This window comes from Robbsia andropogonis (assembly GCF_034047095.1).
Lineage (GTDB): Bacteria > Pseudomonadota > Gammaproteobacteria > Burkholderiales > Burkholderiaceae > Robbsia > Robbsia andropogonis.
Map to the genome: position 1 here is coordinate 3277946 of NZ_CP139170.1, position 16206 is coordinate 3294151.

A 16206-nucleotide genomic window follows, 5' to 3' on the forward strand; every position below is an offset into this window, starting at 1 on the left:
AGAGGCCGTGCCAGGCCGCGCGTTGCGCGAGAAAAAACAATTTACAGCGCGGCAATCGCCTCACGCGCGCTCGACAGCGCCAGCGCGGCTGCATCCGGCCCCATCGCGAAACCTTCGGCATACACGAATGTCACATCGGTCATGCCCAGGAAACCCAGAATCAACTTCAGGTAAGGGGTCTGCACATCCATCGGCGTACCCGTATACTTGCCACCCCGCGCCGCGGCGACGATCACTTTCTTGCCCTTGATCAGCCCTTCCGGCGTGCCTTCCGGCGTGTAGCGGAACGTCACGCCGGCACGTGTAATCCAGTCCAGATAGCCCTTCAATTGCGTCGAGTCGGCGAAGTTGTATAACGGCGCGCCGATGACGACGATGTCTGCTGCGCGCAGTTCGTCGATCAGTGCGTCGCTACGGGCAACGATCGCCTTCTGTGCGTCGCTGCGAGATTCCGCCGGCGTAAAGAATGCGCCCAGGATTTCGTCGCCCAGCAACGGCAATCCTGTCGACAACAGGTCGCGCACGACAACCGTCGCGCCCGGATGCTTGGCTTTCAGATGTGCGGTGGTTTCGTTGGCCAGCAATGTCGAGTTCGCGCCTTGCGAGCGCGCGGCACCATTGATTTGAAGAATCGCGGTCATGGTGGTTCCTGTCCAAAAAAGGAGGTCACATGGAAGATCGATCGTCCGTCACCTGAGCGGTTTGGCGACCCTGCATGACAAGGCCGTGGCATCCAGGCGTGCACGGTAATCGTGATGGCTTCATTGTAGACTTCACCGTTTTTGGCACAAGTCGCAAATTTGGGTAACATTGTCCCGTTTTTGGGACAAATGCCAAGGAGCCCGCCAATGGCCGCGATGGACGATCTGAACGACATGCTGGTATTCGCCGAGGTGGCACGTTCGGGCAGTTTGACGGCCGCCGGGGCCGTGCTCGGCATGCCCAAGACCACCGTCAGCCGGCGTCTTGCAAAACTCGAACAACGGTTGGGCACCCGGCTGCTGGATAAGACCACGCGCAAATTGGAATTGACGGAAGTCGGGGAAGCCTACCTCCAGCACTGTCTGCCGATTCTCGAGGATGTTGAAAATGCGCGAGATTTTGCATCGCAATTAGCGCAGCGTCCGCGAGGTCTGCTCCGTATCTCTGCGCCCCCGGATTTTTCCGAGCTTTGGCTCGCCGGTCCGCTTGCCGGTTTCAGCGCGCGCTACCCGGAAGTCACGCTGGAATTCGATCTTAGCGCACGTCATGTCGACCTGATTGGCGAGCGAATCGACATCGCCATTCGCGCGGGTCATCTCACGGACTCGACGCTGATTGCCCGGCAACTGGGGGTGATGACACGCTCCCTGTATGCCAGTCGCGCCTACCTGGATCGCGCGGGCCGCCCGGAAACACCGGACGATCTGGCACGACATCGCTTCGTGCTGCTGCGTGGGGCGCGCAAGGTGCACGATCGCGATACACTGACCCGCGTCAGGCAGACCGTGGAACTCAAGATGCGCGGGCGCGTGGAAGCGAATAGCCTGACGATGGTACGGGAACTGGTTTCCGCGGGAGCAGGCATTTCGGTACTTCCGGATGCGATGACGGGGGAACAACGGCAGCGGCATGAACTCGAACGGGTATTGCCGGAATGGCAACTCCCCACTACCGCGATACATCTGGTGACCCCATCACGGCGTTTCGTGCCACGCAAGACACAAGCGTTTATCGAATATGTGACCGAGATCGAACCCATGTGCCGCGCGATCGAACGCGCCAGTCTTGGCCAACCCGTTTCGCCACGCGTGACGCTGTCCGACCCGGCACCGCCCTATCCCGTGATCGATGCTACGACCCATGCAGCCGTGTCATGTGACCAACGGCCCGCCCAGCCTTACCGTATGCGGCCAATGCCCGATTTCGGTGGCAGCCCCGCCGCCTCCGAAACCATCGAGCCCCCTCTCAATCGCGGATAATTCCCAGCCAAGCGTCGAAATAACGCCGCGCGGAGACATCATCGAACGGCACCCCGGTGGCCGTTTCCGGAATCGTACCGGGGAAGTTGTCGACCGACACTTCCCCGGCGCGCTCCTTCGCCGCCCCTTCATCCGCCGAATACACCTTATCAGGCGCACGCGTGGAATCGTGCAGCGCGTATTCGGTCACATCCGGTGCATCGAGTGTCAATTCGCAGATGCGTAACTGGTCGCGGCGGAACGCATGGAGCGTGACCGTGGTCCCGGGTAGATAACGCGAGAGCAAGCCATCCAGATTCGACCCGGTAACACGATACCCATCGAGTGCAACCAGGACATCACCCGCCGACAGGCCGGCGCGACGCGCAGCCCCCCCATCGTGCACCACCGCCAGGGAAGCATCCCCCTTGACGCGCGCGCCAATCGACACCGATTGCTTCGCCTTGACCGGCGAAATCGTGACACCAAACGGCGCCAGCAGTGCCGCAAGCGGAAGGTCCTCCGTGCCATCGACCGCCAACGCATGCAATTCGGTCAAATCGACGCCGGTTGCCTCGCGCATTAATGGCACGACCTCATCCGGCCGGACGCCACGGCCGCCATCCGCGGTATAGAACGTCCTGCCATAGCGTTGCCACAGAAGCCGCATTACATCGTCAAGCGACTTCTCGCCGTCCGTATGCGCCCGGATGCGCAAGTCGAAGGCCAGCGCCACCAACGATCCCTTCGTGTAATAGCTGACGATCGCATTGGCCGCATTTTCGTCCTGCCGGTAGTACTTGGTCCACGCATCGAACGAACTTTGCGCCACGCTTTGCTTCAGGCGACCGCTATTGCGCAACACGCCACCCAGTGTCTTTCCCACCAGTTTCAGGTAGTCCTTCTGACCGATCACACCGGCCCGAACCAGCATCAGGTCGTCGTAATAGGACGTAAAACCCTCGAACAGCCACAGCAGCGGCGTATAGCATTCCTCGTGCAAGTCATAAGGCGCAAAGACATCGGGTTTGATGCGTTTGACATTCCAGGTATGAAAGTATTCGTGACTGCAAAGGCCGAGGTACGTGCGATACCCGTCGGACATCGGCGTATCCGCTGGTTCATCAAGAATCGGAAAATCGCTGCGCTTCGCGACCAACGCGGTGGAGGCCCGATGCTCCAGTCCGCCATAACCGTCCGCGGTCGCCATCGTCATGAACACGTAGCGCGACATTGGCGCGCGACGGGTTTCCGGCTCGAAAAGAGCGATCTGTGCCTCGCAGATTCGCTTAAGGTCGCGGGTCAACCTGTCCATGTCCAGTCGTGGCACACCACCACTGATGACCACGTCGTGCGGCACACCATGCGCATCGAAGCTGGCCAGCACAAATTCACCCAGCGTGACCGGATGATCGATCAGTTCGTCGTAGTTATCCGCTTCGTACAAGCCAAATCCGTATCGCGACGTCCCTTCGGCTTCCCGCAGAGAGGTTGCCACACGCCATCCTTCGAATGAGGTGTTCGAGACATTGTCGCCAGACACAGGGGCGTTGACCGCGGCACGGCCCGGCTGGGCGATATCGATGGTACAGCGCGACGTCTCCCGGCCTTCCACGGCCAGAAACACGCTGGTGCCATTGAAGAAACCAACATGCTGGTCCAGGTGGGCGCTGCGCACCGACAGATCCCAAGCATAGACCTGGTAATGCAACGTCAGCCCGCGTCCGGGTGCCAGTGGCCCGCATAGCCAGCGATCCTTCCTGGTCTGGTTCACGTGCACGGGCGCACCGGTGTCATCCTCGGCACGCAGTGTGACAATATTGCGCGCGAACTCCCGGATCATATAGCTACCGGGAATCCACGCCGGCAGATAGACTGCCTGCACCGTGGCGTCAGGATCGGCGATCGTCAGCGTGACGTCGAAGAGATGCGCGGCGGCCTGGTCCGCGCGAATGCCGTAACGTATCGTGCTCATGAAAGCATGATAGCCCGCGTGCCGAAATTCGGCGAGCGTCCCGGAGCGCGGCGAGGGCACCGAGGGCACGCTTCATGATGCACGTCTCCGGCCTGTGTGGCAAAACGGCGCCTGGCAGGCGGCGTTTCAGAAACCGCGGGCGTTGTTTGTAACGCCGCAGCGCGGACATTTCCCCCCTTTCGCGGAGGTTCAGCCCGACGCGCGCATGGCGTCAGCTGTTTTTGTTACTGGCTTGGGCAGCCTTCAACGCTTTCTCGAGACTGTCGCTGTCGACCGCACCAGGCAGGCGATTGCCATCGACCAGGAATACCGTGGGCGTACCCGTGACATTCATCGACTGACCCATCGCAAGGTTCCGCTGCAGCACCGCAACATTGCAACTTCCGTCATTGCCCGGCACCTGCTTACGCAGCATCCAGTTTTCCCACGCGGCTCCCCGGTCCTTCGCACACCAGATCGCCTTGGATTTTGCGACTGAATCCGGTGACAGGATCGGGAACAGGAACGTGTAGACCGTCACATTGTCGACCTTCTGCAGCGTTTCTTCCAGCTTATGACAATACGGACAATGTGGATCCGAGAACACCGCGATTTTGCGCGCGCCGTTGCCATGCACCACCTTCACCGCATCTTGCAATGGCAGCGATGCGAAATCGATTCGATTGATCTGATCCGTCCGCTCCTGGGTCAGGTTCGCCCCGGTAGTCGTATCGCGGATCTCGCCTAGCATCAGATATTGGCCAGTGGGGTCGGCGTAATACACCTGCTTATTCACATCGACTTCATACAGACCTGCGATGGGTGACTTGCGGATCTCGCTGATCTCGGCCTTGCTACCAAGGCGCTCTTGGAGCGTCTTTTTCAGCGCCTCGACTTTGGCGTCGGTTTCGGCATGCGCGCCCAGCGACATGGTCGTCGCCAAGGCCAGGACCAGCGCAGCCCCCACGCGACGGGCGGCCAAGCGGCCTGGATTGAAAACAGTCATCGCGCACCTTCCTCTACGATAGATTTGATTCGACGCGGCGCCATGGCACCCCGCCCCCTTCCTACTTCAACCCAACGCGTGCTCGACGAGCCAGCGCTTGACAAACGGCTGTGCCGATACGAGCGACATGCCCACGTTCCGTAATCCTTGCGCCACCGTTCCGGGTAACGCGAACAACCGGTGCAAGCCATCGGTGGCAAGTGTCAGCGATGCGATGTCTTCCCGGCGCGCACGCTCGTAACGTCGCAACAACACACGATCGCCCAGGTCCCGGAACGTTTCCTTCTCCCGCAGCACGTCGGTCAGCGCGGCGACATCACGCAAGCCCAGATTCACGCCCTGTCCCGCCAGCGGATGTATCAGATGCGCGGCATCGCCCACCAGGGCGACACGTGGCGCGATTAGCTTGTCCACCCGTTGCAATGCCAGTGGGAAACCTACTGGCGAGGTCACACATTCAAACGTTCCGTGGGTCGCGCCGGCCAGCCGCTCCAGTTCCGCAGCCAGCACGTCCCCGCCCTGCGCCACCAGGCGTTGCGCATGATCAGTCTCGGCAGACCAGACCAGCGAGACATACGGGCCCGCCATCGGCAACAACGCAATAATCTCGCCGTCCCGGAACCATTGCCAAGCGGTTTCCGCATGGGGCAGTGAAATCCGGAAATTGGCTACCACTCCGGTCTGCGCATAATCCCGACGCTCGACGCTCGCACCAATCTGCGCCCGCACCCATGAATGGGCGCCGTCAGCCCCGACGATCAATTCCGCTTCCAGCGTTCGACCGTCGTCCAACGTCAACAACGCCGGTTTATCGGACCTGACCGGATCGATTTGCAAGCCCTGCGCGCGTGCGTTCAGCCAGGTCAGTTGCGGCTGGAAGCGCAAAGCGGCATCCAGTGCGTTTTCCACCTGCAACGATTCAACAATATGGGCCAGTTGCGGCACGGCTGCCTGGAATGCGGAAAAATGCAATGCACCGGTGCCATCGCCCAGCACGCGCATATCGGATACCGGTCCAAGTCGCTCGGGGTCCAACGCCTGCCAGACACGCAATCTTTCGAACAGTGCCTGCGAACTGGCGGACAAGGCATAGACACGCTGGTCGAATGGCTGGTCCGCCGGCAGGGGCGCCGCTTGCGGCGCAAGCAGCGCAACACGCAATCCAGACTGGCTCAGCGCAAGCGCAGCGGCTTTACCCACAAGACCACCGCCAACGACGATCGCATGCTGCGGCAATGCCGCTTTTCGAGACGTGTGGAGGGGGCTGTGCGGCGCGCCATGAAGAGGCTTTTGGGCTGGCATCGGATGCGGTGGGGGGCGAGGGGACATCGATGCATTATACCGTTGGGCGTTTACACGGCCGGTATGCTTGCGCAACTTAAAATTGCGCAAGCAATGGTTGTAAAGTCGAATCTCAGAATCCCGTCGCAGCGGAAACAGCTGCCGCTCGGGGTACAATCGCGGTTTGCGCACGCAGCGTATGCCGTGCGGCCACATCCCAGATTACCGAAGGTCCTCCATGAGCCTCCAATGCGGCATCGTCGGCTTGCCGAACGTCGGCAAGTCCACCCTGTTCAACGCGCTGACGAAAGCCGGCATCGCGGCGGAAAACTATCCGTTCTGCACGATCGAACCGAATGTCGGCATCGTCGAAGTGCCCGACCCACGCCTGGCGGCCTTGAGCGCCATCGTATCGCCGGAGCGTATCGTCCCGGCCGTGGTCGAGTTCGTCGACATCGCGGGGCTGGTGGCCGGCGCATCGACCGGAGAAGGCCTGGGCAACAAATTCCTCGCGAACATTCGCGAAACCGATGCAATCACGCACGTCGTACGATGCTTCCAGGATGAAAACGTGATCCACGTGGCCGGTCGCGTCGATCCGATCGCCGATATCGAAGTGATCAATACCGAACTCGCGCTGTCCGATATGGCCACGGTGGAAAAGGCCCTAACACGGTATTCCAAGGCCGCAAAATCCGGCAACGACAAGGAAGCAGGAAAGCTTGTCGCCGTGATGGAAAAGGCGCAAGCGCAGTTGAATGAGGCCAAGCCGGTGCGCGCATTGGATCTGTCGGATGATGAGATTGGGTTGCTGAAACCGTTCTGCTTGATCACGTCGAAACCGGTGATGTACGTGGCCAACGTCAAGGACGACGGTTTCGAGAATAATCCGCTGCTGGACGCGGTAAAGGCCTATGCGGCCGCGGAAAAGGCACCGGTCGTATCCGTCTGCGCCGCCGTGGAAGCAGAAATCGCGGATATGCCCGAAGAGGATGCAACGGTGTTCCTCGCCGATATGGGGATGGAAGAGCCGGGCCTGAACCGCGTGATCCGCGCCGCATACAGTCTGTTGGGGCTGCAGACGTATTTCACGGCCGGCGTGAAAGAAGTACGGGCATGGACGATCCGCGTCGGTGCAACCGCGCCGCAAGCGGCCGGTGTCATCCACACGGACTTCGAGCGTGGTTTCATCCGCGCCCAAACCATCGGCTTTGACGACTACATTCATTACAAGGGCGAACAAGGCGCGAAGGAAGCAGGCAAGATGCGCGCCGAAGGCAAGGAATATGTCGTCAAGGACGGCGACGTGCTGAACTTCCTGTTTAACGTCTAAACGAACCCATTGATCTCAGGAAGTCTTGTAGAATCTCTACAAGCCCGATAAACCCGCCTTCGAGCGGGTTTTTTTGTCTCTGATGATCCATCGAGACGATCGGGCATACCCGGTTTTTCCGGGTACGAAACCGGGTATACGAAAACCGGGTACGGTGAAAAACCGGGTATACGGGAACGAGAGCCATGCTGACCGACGTCCAATGCCGCAATGCCAAGCCGAAAGACCGAGCCTATAAGCTGACGGACGGCAAGGGTCTGTACCTGGAAATCAAACCGAACGGCACCAAAGCTTGGCGGTACCGTTTCGAGGTGGCCGGCAAGGAGAGCGTCTTTGCAATCGGGGACTATCCGGCCATCAGCCTGTCGGATGCCCGAGTGGCGCGCCAGGCCGCACGCGATCAAGTGAAAGAGGGCCATAGCCCCGTGCGAGCCCGGCAGCTCGAGCGGATCAAGCGCCAGCAAGCGCACGCTGTCACGTTCGAGGAAGTCGCCAAAGAGTGGCTTGGCCTGAAGGATTGGACGGCCGAGACAAAGGCCCGACGCCTAGACATGCTGGAACGCATCGTATTCCCTGCGATCGGCAAGCTGGGCATATCGTCCGTCACGTCCGCCCACGTCCTGGCCATCCTCCAGAAAACCGCCAAGAAAGCGCCCACGGTCGCAGCAGAGGCGCGTCGGTCGATGTCCGGGGTGTTCGAGCTGGCTGTCTCGACTCTGCGCGCGGAAGCCGATCCGGTGTACCCGGTCCGCAAGGCCCTCCCCCCGAACAAGACGCAGCACAAGCGACCGCTGACAGCCGAAGAAATCGGCGCGTTTCTGCGGGACCTCCAGACCATGGAGAACAGCTTCCAGACCGTGGCCGCCTTCCGGCTGATGTGGACGACGCTCTGCCGGCCGTCCGAGGCGATCGAGGCCGAATGGTCGGAGTTCGACCTGGATACCGCCACCTGGACCATTCCGGCGGCCCGGATGAAAAAGCGCGAGATACATGTCATCCCGCTGCCGACCCAAGCCGTCGATATCCTGAGATCCATCCAAGGCGTGACGCGTCGGTCGAAGTTCGTATTCCCCCATCGGGACGACCGCGATAAGCCCATGACGACCGCATCGCAGCGCACCGCCATTAAGGCGCTAGGCTGGTCGACGAAGTACAGCCCGCACGCGACCCGGACGACTGGCAGCACGCGCTTGAACGAGCTGGGCTATCCGGCCGACTGGATTGAGCGTCAGTTGGCGCACGCGGAGCCTAACAGGGTGCGACGGACCTATAATCAGGCAACACACTTGGATGAACGCCGCGGCATGATGCAGTCCTGGGCAGACCTGCTCGACGCTCTGCAGGCCGGCGGCAAGGTGATCCCGGGTAACTTCCGCAAGACCGCATAACCGTCTCACGCTGCGCCTAGATCGGCCAATCGAAAAGCGGGCACCCTACCCGCCTGGCGCAGCACCTATTCCTAGGGGATGTGCGAGGGGCACATATGGACAAACTAGAAAAACAGGTCGGACAAGAAATCCGCGACGATTTTTTCAACTCGAAAGCGGCCGAAGTTTGGAGGCAGCGGCAGCGAAAGATAGACAGGGCAAGGGCGTCGGGGGCGGTGGAATCGGAAGCTATACGGCAGCTTCAGCACTACGAGCGCAACACTCCAGATCATGTGAAAACGATATTGAACTACGATATCGACCATTTTCTGCTGGAGACATCCGAGAAGCGCCGGCCCAAATGGTCCAAGTGGTCACACATTCCGAGGGTCAAACTATGGGAGGCGGTCGCCCTTTCCCTCGACATTGAGCCGTCAGTGATCACGCGGGAAAAAGACGGCTGGATGGCCTCAAAGGTAGTCTACGCGGAGGGCCCAGACTTTGACGACCGTATGCTCATCGCCGAGAGAAACCTCGATCATGCGATCAAGCTGAAGTCGATCGTCATGGGAAATCCCCAAGAATGTGAAGTCGATACAAGCCAGTTCGCTGAGTGGGCTGCGTCAATAAATTGGGATATTCCAGAGGCATTGCGGGCAAAGATTCCGACGCCTATTGAAGAGCCCGTTGCCACTCCCTCGACAACATATGAGAAGCCACTTTCAACCCGCGAACGAAATAACTACCTCCTCATCATTGCTGCACTGGCGAAAGGCGCGAAGATTGATGTCACGGTAGAGCCGTATACGGCAGCCAACAAAATCATTGCGCTTGGCGAGCAGATCGGTTTTCAGTTGAAACAAGAGACCGTGGCAACGAAGCTCAAACTGGTCAATGCTGCGATCATCGACAACCAGGCTAAATGATCCTAATTAGGATGTCCGAGATCCAAATTAGGAATATCTGACGGGCAAAAAAATAACCTGCTGACACCGAGACGAATAAACGTCTTGCGAGACTTCCAAGAGGAAACGTCATGTCAGCAGAGATGCAACAAGGGCGCGCCATGCGCCCGTCCAAGGGTGCCGAATACCTTGGCATCGGACTGTCCACCTTCTGGCGCTACGCCCGGACCCTCCCCGATTTCCCTCGCCCTGTGAAGGTGTCGCCGCGCGTGACGCTGTTTATGGAAGACGAGCTATCCGCGTGGCTCGAAAAGCGCGCAGCTGAGCGCCAAGCGGCCTAATGGAGGATGATCATGAACCGCGATGCCCAACTGGCTGCAATCATGAAGGCCATCCCTGGTAACGAAAGCGTCGCGCAACGCGCCCGCCTTGTTACCGCCCTTCAAAAGCTAGGCCCTATCACCACGCTCGAAGCTCGCCGCCACCTCGACGTGCTAATGCCAGCCGCCCGTATCCACGAGCTACGGCATGGCCAGGGAATGAACATCCTGACGCATCGGCTCTTGCGCGAGACGGAGGCCGGCAACCTGCATAGCGTCGGCGTGTATGCGTTGCATCCCGGCAAGTGGAGGGGCGCATGAGTGAAATCCGCTTGACGACCGTAAACCCAGTGGTCTATTCTGATTTCACGGTGCTCAAAACACCTCGTACAGCGGTCAAGCCACCCCGACAGTCCGTGGCTATAATTTCGTCTATTGGTTTTGCTCCAATGGGCGGGAGTGCGGCTAATAAAAGACCCGTAAGGGGAATATGCCCGCCGCCTGTACGCGGTTTTGAGCTCCCGCCCGCCTGTCTCAAAAGCAGGTTACGTCTCACGTACAGGAGCAAAGCCATGCATGGCAAAGACCTCGCTCGTTCTGAGCAAACGCAATCCAAAAAGTTCTCGTATCCCAGTCTGCCCGAGGTAGCGAACGCTCAAGGCGTCTCGCGCTTTCTGGCCGACTCGACGGCTACCGCTGATATCCACGGCACGCCATCCATTGGCGATGTCATCAGCACGCACCAAGCCGGCCGCATTGGCACCGTCACGCGCGTCTATAGCGACAAGTCGGTGTCCGTCCGCTGGCACGACAAGCCCAGCGTCGCTGACGATCTCGGACATGAGCGTATCCCGCGCCGCTCGTTCTCGATTTTTGAGACAAGCGATATCCGGTCAATCTGCATCAAAGCAATCCGCGATGCCGCTCTAGCCCGCACTGACCACGAACTCCTCGACGTGGCCGGGGACGCCTTGATGCGCATTGCACGGCTGCAAGCTGCTGATTCGTCAGCAGAACGCGAAATTGCGTTTTGCGGCGTCTCCCGTTCGGAGGTGCGTCATGGATAACCAGAAAAATTTCCTAAACGAAGACTGGTCTTACTTCTCCAAAGCGGCCATCGAAGCGGCTGAGTGCGGCAATCTTTCCAACGCAGAGCCGCTGCTGCGGCAGCTGCATAAGATGGCGCTTGTCTCGTCGGGGGTCGGAGAAATTCTCGCTATGTATCAGGCGAACGCTGTTCGCGAAGACGCGTACGGGGAGCGTGACTCGGGCGATCCGATGGAACCTCCCGTCAGCCGTTTCACTATGTCGGCACTTATGAACGTCGCTGAGTACGCATGTCGATCTATGACATCAGACGTAGAGAGCTTGGCAAAGTGGGTCGATAGGCACGGTGTCAAGGTGCAGAAATGACGATCCCAAATCTCAAAGCCACCGACCTCAAGGCGCGCGTCAATCGGATGATCGAGCGGGAGCTGCAACGGTGCGAACGGGCCATGGGCCCGGCCGCATGGACACGGCACCGCGAATGGGTAACTGAACATGTCGTTTGCGGCGCGCGTGCGTGGCTGAACGAGCAAGCACGCAATGGAGCGCTATGAGCGATACCGACTACTTGAAGGACATTGACCTCGACGCGATTGCTGACGTGAACGAGCGGCAGAAAGTCGTCCGCAAAGCCCTGGCTGCGATAAAGCCGACCGCACCGGTTACGCAAACCTCTCGCGTGCTGCTGACGTGCGCCTCAGACGTCGTTCCAGAGGCGATATCGTGGCTCTGGCGCTACTGGCTGCCAGCGGGGAAGCTGACGCTATTGGCGGGGTCTCCGGGCACCGGCAAGACCACCATCGCGCTGTCTCTGGCTGCGATGGTATCTAAGGGCAATGTATGGCCGGACGGCGCTCCGAACACCGGTGCCGGTACGGTGCTGATGTGGTCGAGTGAGGACAACCCCGCCGACACGCTGGTGCCGCGGCTGATCGCCGCCGGCGCTGATCTGAAGCGCATTCACTTCATCAGCAACGTCGCCGGACCGGAAGGCGAGATTTTGCCCTTCGATCCGGCGCGGGATATCGGCCTGCTCGGCGAGCGCCTGGCGCAGATGGGCGGAGCCACGCTCCTGATCCTCGACCCTATCGTCTCGGCGGTCGCCGGCGATGCGCACCGCGTCAACGACGTGCGCCGGGATCTGCAGGCCCTAGTCGACATGGCGGGTGCCTACCGGTGCGCAGTGCTCGGCATCAGCCATTTCGCAAAGGGCGGCAAGGGCACCAGCCCGGCGGAGCGCGTGATCGGGTCTCAGGCGTTCGTGGCGCTCGCTCGAATGGTGCTGGTGGCCGCCAAGGACGAGGCGGCGGAGCGGCGCATCCTGGCTCGCGCGAAGAGCAATATCGCCCCCGACGATGGCGGCATTGCGTACACATTGGAACAGGTAGACGCCAGCGGCATCGAGGCGAGCCGCGTCGTCTGGGGTGCACTGATCGAAGGTAGCGCTCGAGACATTCTGGGGGACGTTGAGGAAACGGACGACGACGCGAAAAGCGAGCTTGATGAGGCTGGCGAGTTTCTGCTTGGATTGCTTGCTGACGGCCCCATGAGCAGCAAGGACGTCCGCTCTAATGCCACCGGCGCGGGTTATGCCTGGCGGACGATCGAACGGGCAAAGCGGTTGTTCGACATCCAAGCCAAAAAAGAGAGCCATGGAGGATGGAAGTGGCACCCGCCGGGGCAAGACCGCCACCGGGAAAACCAAGACCGTCACTCCCATGGAAGTGGCGGTCTTGGCGGTCTTGGCGGTGTTCAAGAAAATCAAGGACTTACAGAAATAGCAGAAGACGGAAAAACACCGAAGACCGCCAATTCTAGGGAAGACCGCCAAGACCGCCAACACCGCCAACTCCAGGAGAGTGGCGGTGTTGGCGGAGATGGAGACGAAAACCACCACTCTGACGACAAACGTGAGGTGTGAAGTGGCAGCTCTCGACACATTGGACAGACTCTATGGAGACGGTTTCCGCGTCACCTTGGACGAAACTGGAAGCCGCCTCTACGTTTCGCCGAAGAACGTGCCAGCTTATTTTCTGGCTCAGTTGCGCGCGGACAAAGAGGCGATCATTGACCTGCTGCGACACCCGGTAGACCCTGAGAGTGGCGCGAGGTTTATGCCGTGGTGTGCACCGATGACGTTGCAGGAGTTCCACGATCGGCGCGCGGAATTGATTGATTTGATCGAGGAAATCGCGGATCTGGAGTGGTGGAGCCCGGGCGATCTGGACGACGTGATGCACCACGCCGTCAACGGTCCGGTGTCCGATCTTATGCCGAATCTCCACTACTTTCGCGAGCACGTGGTGCAGGCGCGGAGTCGAGGTGAGGCTTGCGAACCGCGCCGACGGCAGCGATAGTCGAACGCCAGCCCCCGGCGACGGGGTGCTAAATTTCTAGCAGACTCCCCCCATCGTGTCTGAATTAAGCGTCTAAGCCCAATTCTCGCGCCCTTTGAACAAAGCGCTCTTTCCATGCCGGAGCAACACGGGAGAGATGTTCCGGGGCCTCTTGAATACGGCCGCCTTTTACCAAGTCGTTTAGATACCCCGTTATTTCCTCTTCGCTATCCATCGCGTATGGCTCGATCATTTTTATGCTCCGTGCAGGTTTGGGTCTCCTATTGTACGAAAACGACCGGTTTAGGACATACCTGGAAACAGGTGTACGAAAATTAGTGCAAAGCAGTTACGGACATGTTTAAATATTCGTACACCACTTTCGTACACCTTGTTAGGTATCTGACATGTCCCGCACCTTCATCTATGCCCGCGTCAGCACCGCGGACCAGACCACCGACAATCAGCTGCATGAGATAGAGGCCGCTGGGTTCTCCGTCGATAAGCGTCGCATCGTCACAGAGAGCATTAGCGGCTCCATCGCTGCAGCAGAGCGCGCGGGTTTCGCCAAGCTGCTCGACCGGCTCGAATCGGGCGATGTTCTGATCGTGACCAAGCTGGACCGCCTCGGGCGCAACGCTCTCGACGTTCGGGCGACCATCGAACGCCTTGCAAGTATGGGCGTGCGCGTTCACTGCCTGGCACTCGGCGGCGTCGACCTGACCAGCGCCGCCGGCAAAATGACGATGCAGGTTTTATGCGCGGTCGCTGAGTTCGAACGTGATTTGCTTATCGAGCGCACTCAGGCCGGCCTAGCGCGTGCGAAGGCGCAGGGAAAGAAAATGGGCCGCCCTGGCGCCTTGACGATGACTCAGAAAGTCGAGGTCACTGATCGCCTCGCCGCTGGTGCCACGGTGTCACAGATCGCTCGTGACTTCGGAACCACTCGACAAACCATCATACGCGTCCGGGACGCGAGCGAGGCACTATGACCGAGGAAACCGTAGACGATCACCTATACGACCGACTGTTGCGCAGCGACCCGCTGATAGACCGCCTCAATCGCGCACAGGCTGGAGACACGCACGCGGCTCGCGATGCTCTGATCGATATTGCGATGTTGATCTCCCCTCGCAACCCCGCGCCGATCCCGGATTACGTCCGCGAATACCTGTTCGCCGCTTTGCACCAGATTGCCACGGATGGCGTAGACGCTCGCAAGGCGCTGCACCTGAAGCGACCTGGACGCCCTAACCGATCGAAGTTGGATAAGCGCATTGGCGCCGACATCGTCAAGCAAGCGCACGACGCCGGGGCGAGCATTGAAGATGCCGCAGCATCGGGCGCCGACATGCTGAACCGTTTTGCCATTCGCAACGAGCTTTGCGGCCGGTGGCAGCGATTCAATGGAACGATCACAGAGCCTGAACAGTTGGTAGGCTGGTTTTATCAAATGAAGGACGAACTCGACGCCATACGTAAGGCTGCTGGCGCTCCCTGTCATTTGTAAAACCCGCCTGGGTTACACAAATGACAACCTGCGCAACGCGCCCTATTCTTCGACAAATCAGCAGTCGAACGAGATAGGGGCAACACATGATCGGCGCAGCACTCGGCAACACCACACAGACTTGGCGCGTGGTCGACCGCGAGGGGAAAGTACATCACACGGGTCTGACGTATAACCAGGCGAATGCCATGCTCGATGCGATGGTGACGAGCGGTCCGTTCGCAGGCTTCCATACCAAACCGGATAACGAGCCGGCTCCCGAGCTCCCGCCGCACGCCGCAGTGGCCATCAAAGAGGCGGCAGAGGCAGCCTTATTGACCGCCATCGAGCCAGGTAGCGAGCGCGAAGCGCTGAAGCTGGCGATCGACCGGCGTCAAGCCGCATCGACCACGGAAGAGCAGATCCAGACCGCATTGAGTCGCGCACGCGAACTTTTGACCGTGCGCCAATCAGAGCTGGATGCACTGACTGACGCTCGTGACGAGGCAATTGCGATCGACGGCGAACGATTGGCCCTCGCGCTCCGGTCCGGCGATGTGAGCGACGACTGTAGCAGCGAGTTCAACCGCAGCGCCATCCTGGATGCCGAGGCACGACGCGACACTGCGCGCGCCGCCGTCGATCATCTGGAAAAGGAATCGACCGCGATCAAAAAGGAAATTGGCGAGGCTGAAGCGGCGCGCGGCGCGGCTATCAAGGCCATCATGCGCAGCGAGGCGGAAACACTCGCGGAATGGCTCGACGAGCTCAAGCAAGAGACCTCTCTCGTTCAGGCACATATCTCCGCGCTTCGGTACCGCGGCGTCCCGATTTCCCAGAAGGCCACCAATGCGGTGAACGCGGCGCTGCAAACGGATGAGTCCGCCGCCGGTCGTAAATGGAGTGCTTTCAGCGACGCTCTCACCAACAATGCCAATGCGCAACTGGGAGCCCTGAAATGAACAAAACGGTTGGCAAATTCACTTGCGACGCGCTAATCGTCCGACCGTCGCAGGGCGCAAACGGCGCTGGTGCTAAACGGACGCGCAATGCAAAAACCAGCGACCGTGCGGCTTCAAATCACCCTGGCATTGCCAAAAATACCGTCACCGATCCGTACCCCAGCGGCAAGCCCGCACCGGCAGATTTGAACGAGATCCACCGGAAGTTCTGGGCTCGATAGTTTCTGGCGGACATAGCAGTACGCGGATTAGTCAGCGAGTGCCGC

Annotated in this window: 18 protein-coding genes; 14 read left to right on the forward strand and 4 right to left on the reverse strand. The window is 59.9% G+C overall.

The annotated features are described in order from the left end of the window. Window positions 1-41: 41 nt before the first annotated feature. A complete protein-coding gene (locus SJQ66_RS27720; RefSeq protein ID WP_253466390.1) occupies window positions 42-641 on the reverse strand; it encodes an FMN-dependent NADH-azoreductase in 600 nt (199 codons plus the stop codon). A gap of 207 nt (window positions 642-848) precedes the next feature. Here SJQ66_RS27720 and SJQ66_RS27725 point away from each other — a divergent pair, with 207 nt between their 5' ends. Further along, on the forward strand, window positions 849-1961 hold the full coding sequence (locus SJQ66_RS27725; RefSeq protein WP_320534799.1) for a LysR family transcriptional regulator: 1113 nt from the start codon (window positions 849-851) through the stop codon (window positions 1959-1961). On the opposite strand, the gene SJQ66_RS27730 is transcribed toward SJQ66_RS27725, so the two are convergent. From SJQ66_RS27730 to SJQ66_RS27740, 3 genes are all read right to left on the reverse strand, one after another. Then, entirely contained in the window at window positions 1948-3915 is a 1968-nt protein-coding gene (locus SJQ66_RS27730) for a M61 family metallopeptidase (protein WP_082103083.1), read from the reverse strand. The genes SJQ66_RS27725 and SJQ66_RS27730 overlap by 14 nt on opposite strands. 211 nt (window positions 3916-4126) lie before the next feature. Continuing rightward, window positions 4127-4900 (reverse strand): DsbC family protein, encoded by a 774-nt coding sequence (locus tag SJQ66_RS27735; protein ID WP_407691530.1) that lies wholly within the window; start codon window positions 4898-4900, stop codon window positions 4127-4129. Window positions 4901-4966: 66 nt separating this feature from the next. After that, window positions 4967-6229 carry a UbiH/UbiF family hydroxylase gene (locus tag SJQ66_RS27740; RefSeq protein WP_320534800.1) on the reverse strand — a complete coding sequence of 421 codons (1263 nt, stop codon included), beginning with the start codon at window positions 6227-6229 and terminating at the stop codon, window positions 4967-4969. A 190-nt stretch (window positions 6230-6419) separates the two neighbouring features. Between SJQ66_RS27740 and ychF the strand changes: the two genes are divergently transcribed. The 13 genes from ychF (at window position 6420) to SJQ66_RS27805 (ending at window position 15940) form a co-directional block, all read left to right on the forward strand. Next, on the forward strand, window positions 6420-7514 hold the full coding sequence (gene ychF, locus SJQ66_RS27745) for a redox-regulated ATPase YchF (protein ID WP_024905959.1): 1095 nt from the start codon (window positions 6420-6422) through the stop codon (window positions 7512-7514). A 185-nt stretch (window positions 7515-7699) separates the two neighbouring features. Next, complete coding sequence (locus SJQ66_RS27750) at window positions 7700-8902, forward strand: tyrosine-type recombinase/integrase (RefSeq protein ID WP_320534801.1); 1203 nt, start codon at window positions 7700-7702, stop codon at window positions 8900-8902. A 95-nt stretch (window positions 8903-8997) separates the two neighbouring features. Then, the gene (locus tag SJQ66_RS27755; protein ID WP_320534802.1) at window positions 8998-9807 is read left to right on the forward strand and encodes a hypothetical protein; all 810 of its coding nucleotides are present in this window, start codon (window positions 8998-9000) and stop codon (window positions 9805-9807) included. A 110-nt stretch (window positions 9808-9917) separates the two neighbouring features. After that, window positions 9918-10127, forward strand: a complete 210-nt coding sequence (locus SJQ66_RS27760; RefSeq protein WP_320534803.1) for a helix-turn-helix transcriptional regulator — start codon at window positions 9918-9920, stop codon at window positions 10125-10127. Window positions 10128-10139: 12 nt separating this feature from the next. Next, entirely contained in the window at window positions 10140-10427 is a 288-nt protein-coding gene (locus tag SJQ66_RS27765) for a helix-turn-helix domain-containing protein (RefSeq protein ID WP_046153530.1), read from the forward strand. Window positions 10428-10678: 251 nt separating this feature from the next. Beyond that, window positions 10679-11173: a hypothetical protein gene (locus SJQ66_RS27770; protein ID WP_320534804.1), complete on the forward strand. Its 495-nt coding sequence runs from the start codon at window positions 10679-10681 to the stop codon at window positions 11171-11173. After that, complete coding sequence (locus SJQ66_RS27775) at window positions 11166-11519, forward strand: hypothetical protein (protein ID WP_320534805.1); 354 nt, start codon at window positions 11166-11168, stop codon at window positions 11517-11519. Before SJQ66_RS27770 ends, SJQ66_RS27775 begins: the two co-directional genes overlap by 8 nt. Next, on the forward strand, window positions 11516-11707 hold the full coding sequence (locus SJQ66_RS27780; RefSeq protein WP_046153488.1) for a hypothetical protein: 192 nt from the start codon (window positions 11516-11518) through the stop codon (window positions 11705-11707). Before SJQ66_RS27775 ends, SJQ66_RS27780 begins: the two co-directional genes overlap by 4 nt. Continuing rightward, complete coding sequence (locus tag SJQ66_RS27785; RefSeq protein WP_320534806.1) at window positions 11704-13074, forward strand: AAA family ATPase; 1371 nt, start codon at window positions 11704-11706, stop codon at window positions 13072-13074. Before SJQ66_RS27780 ends, SJQ66_RS27785 begins: the two co-directional genes overlap by 4 nt. 1 nt (window position 13075) lies before the next feature. Beyond that, on the forward strand, window positions 13076-13510 hold the full coding sequence (locus SJQ66_RS27790) for a hypothetical protein (RefSeq protein WP_320534807.1): 435 nt from the start codon (window positions 13076-13078) through the stop codon (window positions 13508-13510). A 386-nt stretch (window positions 13511-13896) separates the two neighbouring features. Beyond that, the gene (locus tag SJQ66_RS27795) at window positions 13897-14481 is read left to right on the forward strand and encodes a recombinase family protein (RefSeq protein WP_320534808.1); all 585 of its coding nucleotides are present in this window, start codon (window positions 13897-13899) and stop codon (window positions 14479-14481) included. After that, a complete protein-coding gene (locus SJQ66_RS27800; RefSeq protein WP_320534809.1) occupies window positions 14478-14999 on the forward strand; it encodes a hypothetical protein in 522 nt (173 codons plus the stop codon). Before SJQ66_RS27795 ends, SJQ66_RS27800 begins: the two co-directional genes overlap by 4 nt. Before the next feature lie 188 nt (window positions 15000-15187). Beyond that, entirely contained in the window at window positions 15188-15940 is a 753-nt protein-coding gene (locus SJQ66_RS27805; RefSeq protein ID WP_320534810.1) for a hypothetical protein, read from the forward strand. Window positions 15941-16206 lie beyond the last annotated feature (266 nt).

Coding starts and splice junctions, on each gene's coding strand:
- SJQ66_RS27765 (WP_046153530.1), top strand. CDS start 10,140: ATGAACCGCGATGCCCAACTGGCTGCAATCATGAAGGCCATCCCTGGT.
- SJQ66_RS27750 (WP_320534801.1), top strand. CDS start 7,700: ATGCTGACCGACGTCCAATGCCGCAATGCCAAGCCGAAAGACCGAGCC.
- SJQ66_RS27800 (WP_320534809.1), top strand. CDS start 14,478: ATGACCGAGGAAACCGTAGACGATCACCTATACGACCGACTGTTGCGC.
- SJQ66_RS27755 (WP_320534802.1), top strand. CDS start 8,998: ATGGACAAACTAGAAAAACAGGTCGGACAAGAAATCCGCGACGATTTT.
- SJQ66_RS27780 (WP_046153488.1), top strand. CDS start 11,516: ATGACGATCCCAAATCTCAAAGCCACCGACCTCAAGGCGCGCGTCAAT.
- SJQ66_RS27805 (WP_320534810.1), top strand. CDS start 15,188: ATGCTCGATGCGATGGTGACGAGCGGTCCGTTCGCAGGCTTCCATACC.
- SJQ66_RS27730 (WP_082103083.1), bottom strand. CDS start 3,915: ATGAGCACGATACGTTACGGCATTCGCGCGGACCAGGCCGCCGCGCAT.
- SJQ66_RS27770 (WP_320534804.1), top strand. CDS start 10,679: ATGCATGGCAAAGACCTCGCTCGTTCTGAGCAAACGCAATCCAAAAAG.
- SJQ66_RS27760 (WP_320534803.1), top strand. CDS start 9,918: ATGTCAGCAGAGATGCAACAAGGGCGCGCCATGCGCCCGTCCAAGGGT.
- SJQ66_RS27795 (WP_320534808.1), top strand. CDS start 13,897: ATGTCCCGCACCTTCATCTATGCCCGCGTCAGCACCGCGGACCAGACC.
- SJQ66_RS27720 (WP_253466390.1), bottom strand. CDS start 641: ATGACCGCGATTCTTCAAATCAATGGTGCCGCGCGCTCGCAAGGCGCG.
- SJQ66_RS27740 (WP_320534800.1), bottom strand. CDS start 6,229: ATGTCCCCTCGCCCCCCACCGCATCCGATGCCAGCCCAAAAGCCTCTT.
- SJQ66_RS27725 (WP_320534799.1), top strand. CDS start 849: ATGGCCGCGATGGACGATCTGAACGACATGCTGGTATTCGCCGAGGTG.
- SJQ66_RS27735 (WP_407691530.1), bottom strand. CDS start 4,900: ATGACTGTTTTCAATCCAGGCCGCTTGGCCGCCCGTCGCGTGGGGGCT.
- SJQ66_RS27785 (WP_320534806.1), top strand. CDS start 11,704: ATGAGCGATACCGACTACTTGAAGGACATTGACCTCGACGCGATTGCT.
- SJQ66_RS27775 (WP_320534805.1), top strand. CDS start 11,166: ATGGATAACCAGAAAAATTTCCTAAACGAAGACTGGTCTTACTTCTCC.
- ychF (WP_024905959.1), top strand. CDS start 6,420: ATGAGCCTCCAATGCGGCATCGTCGGCTTGCCGAACGTCGGCAAGTCC.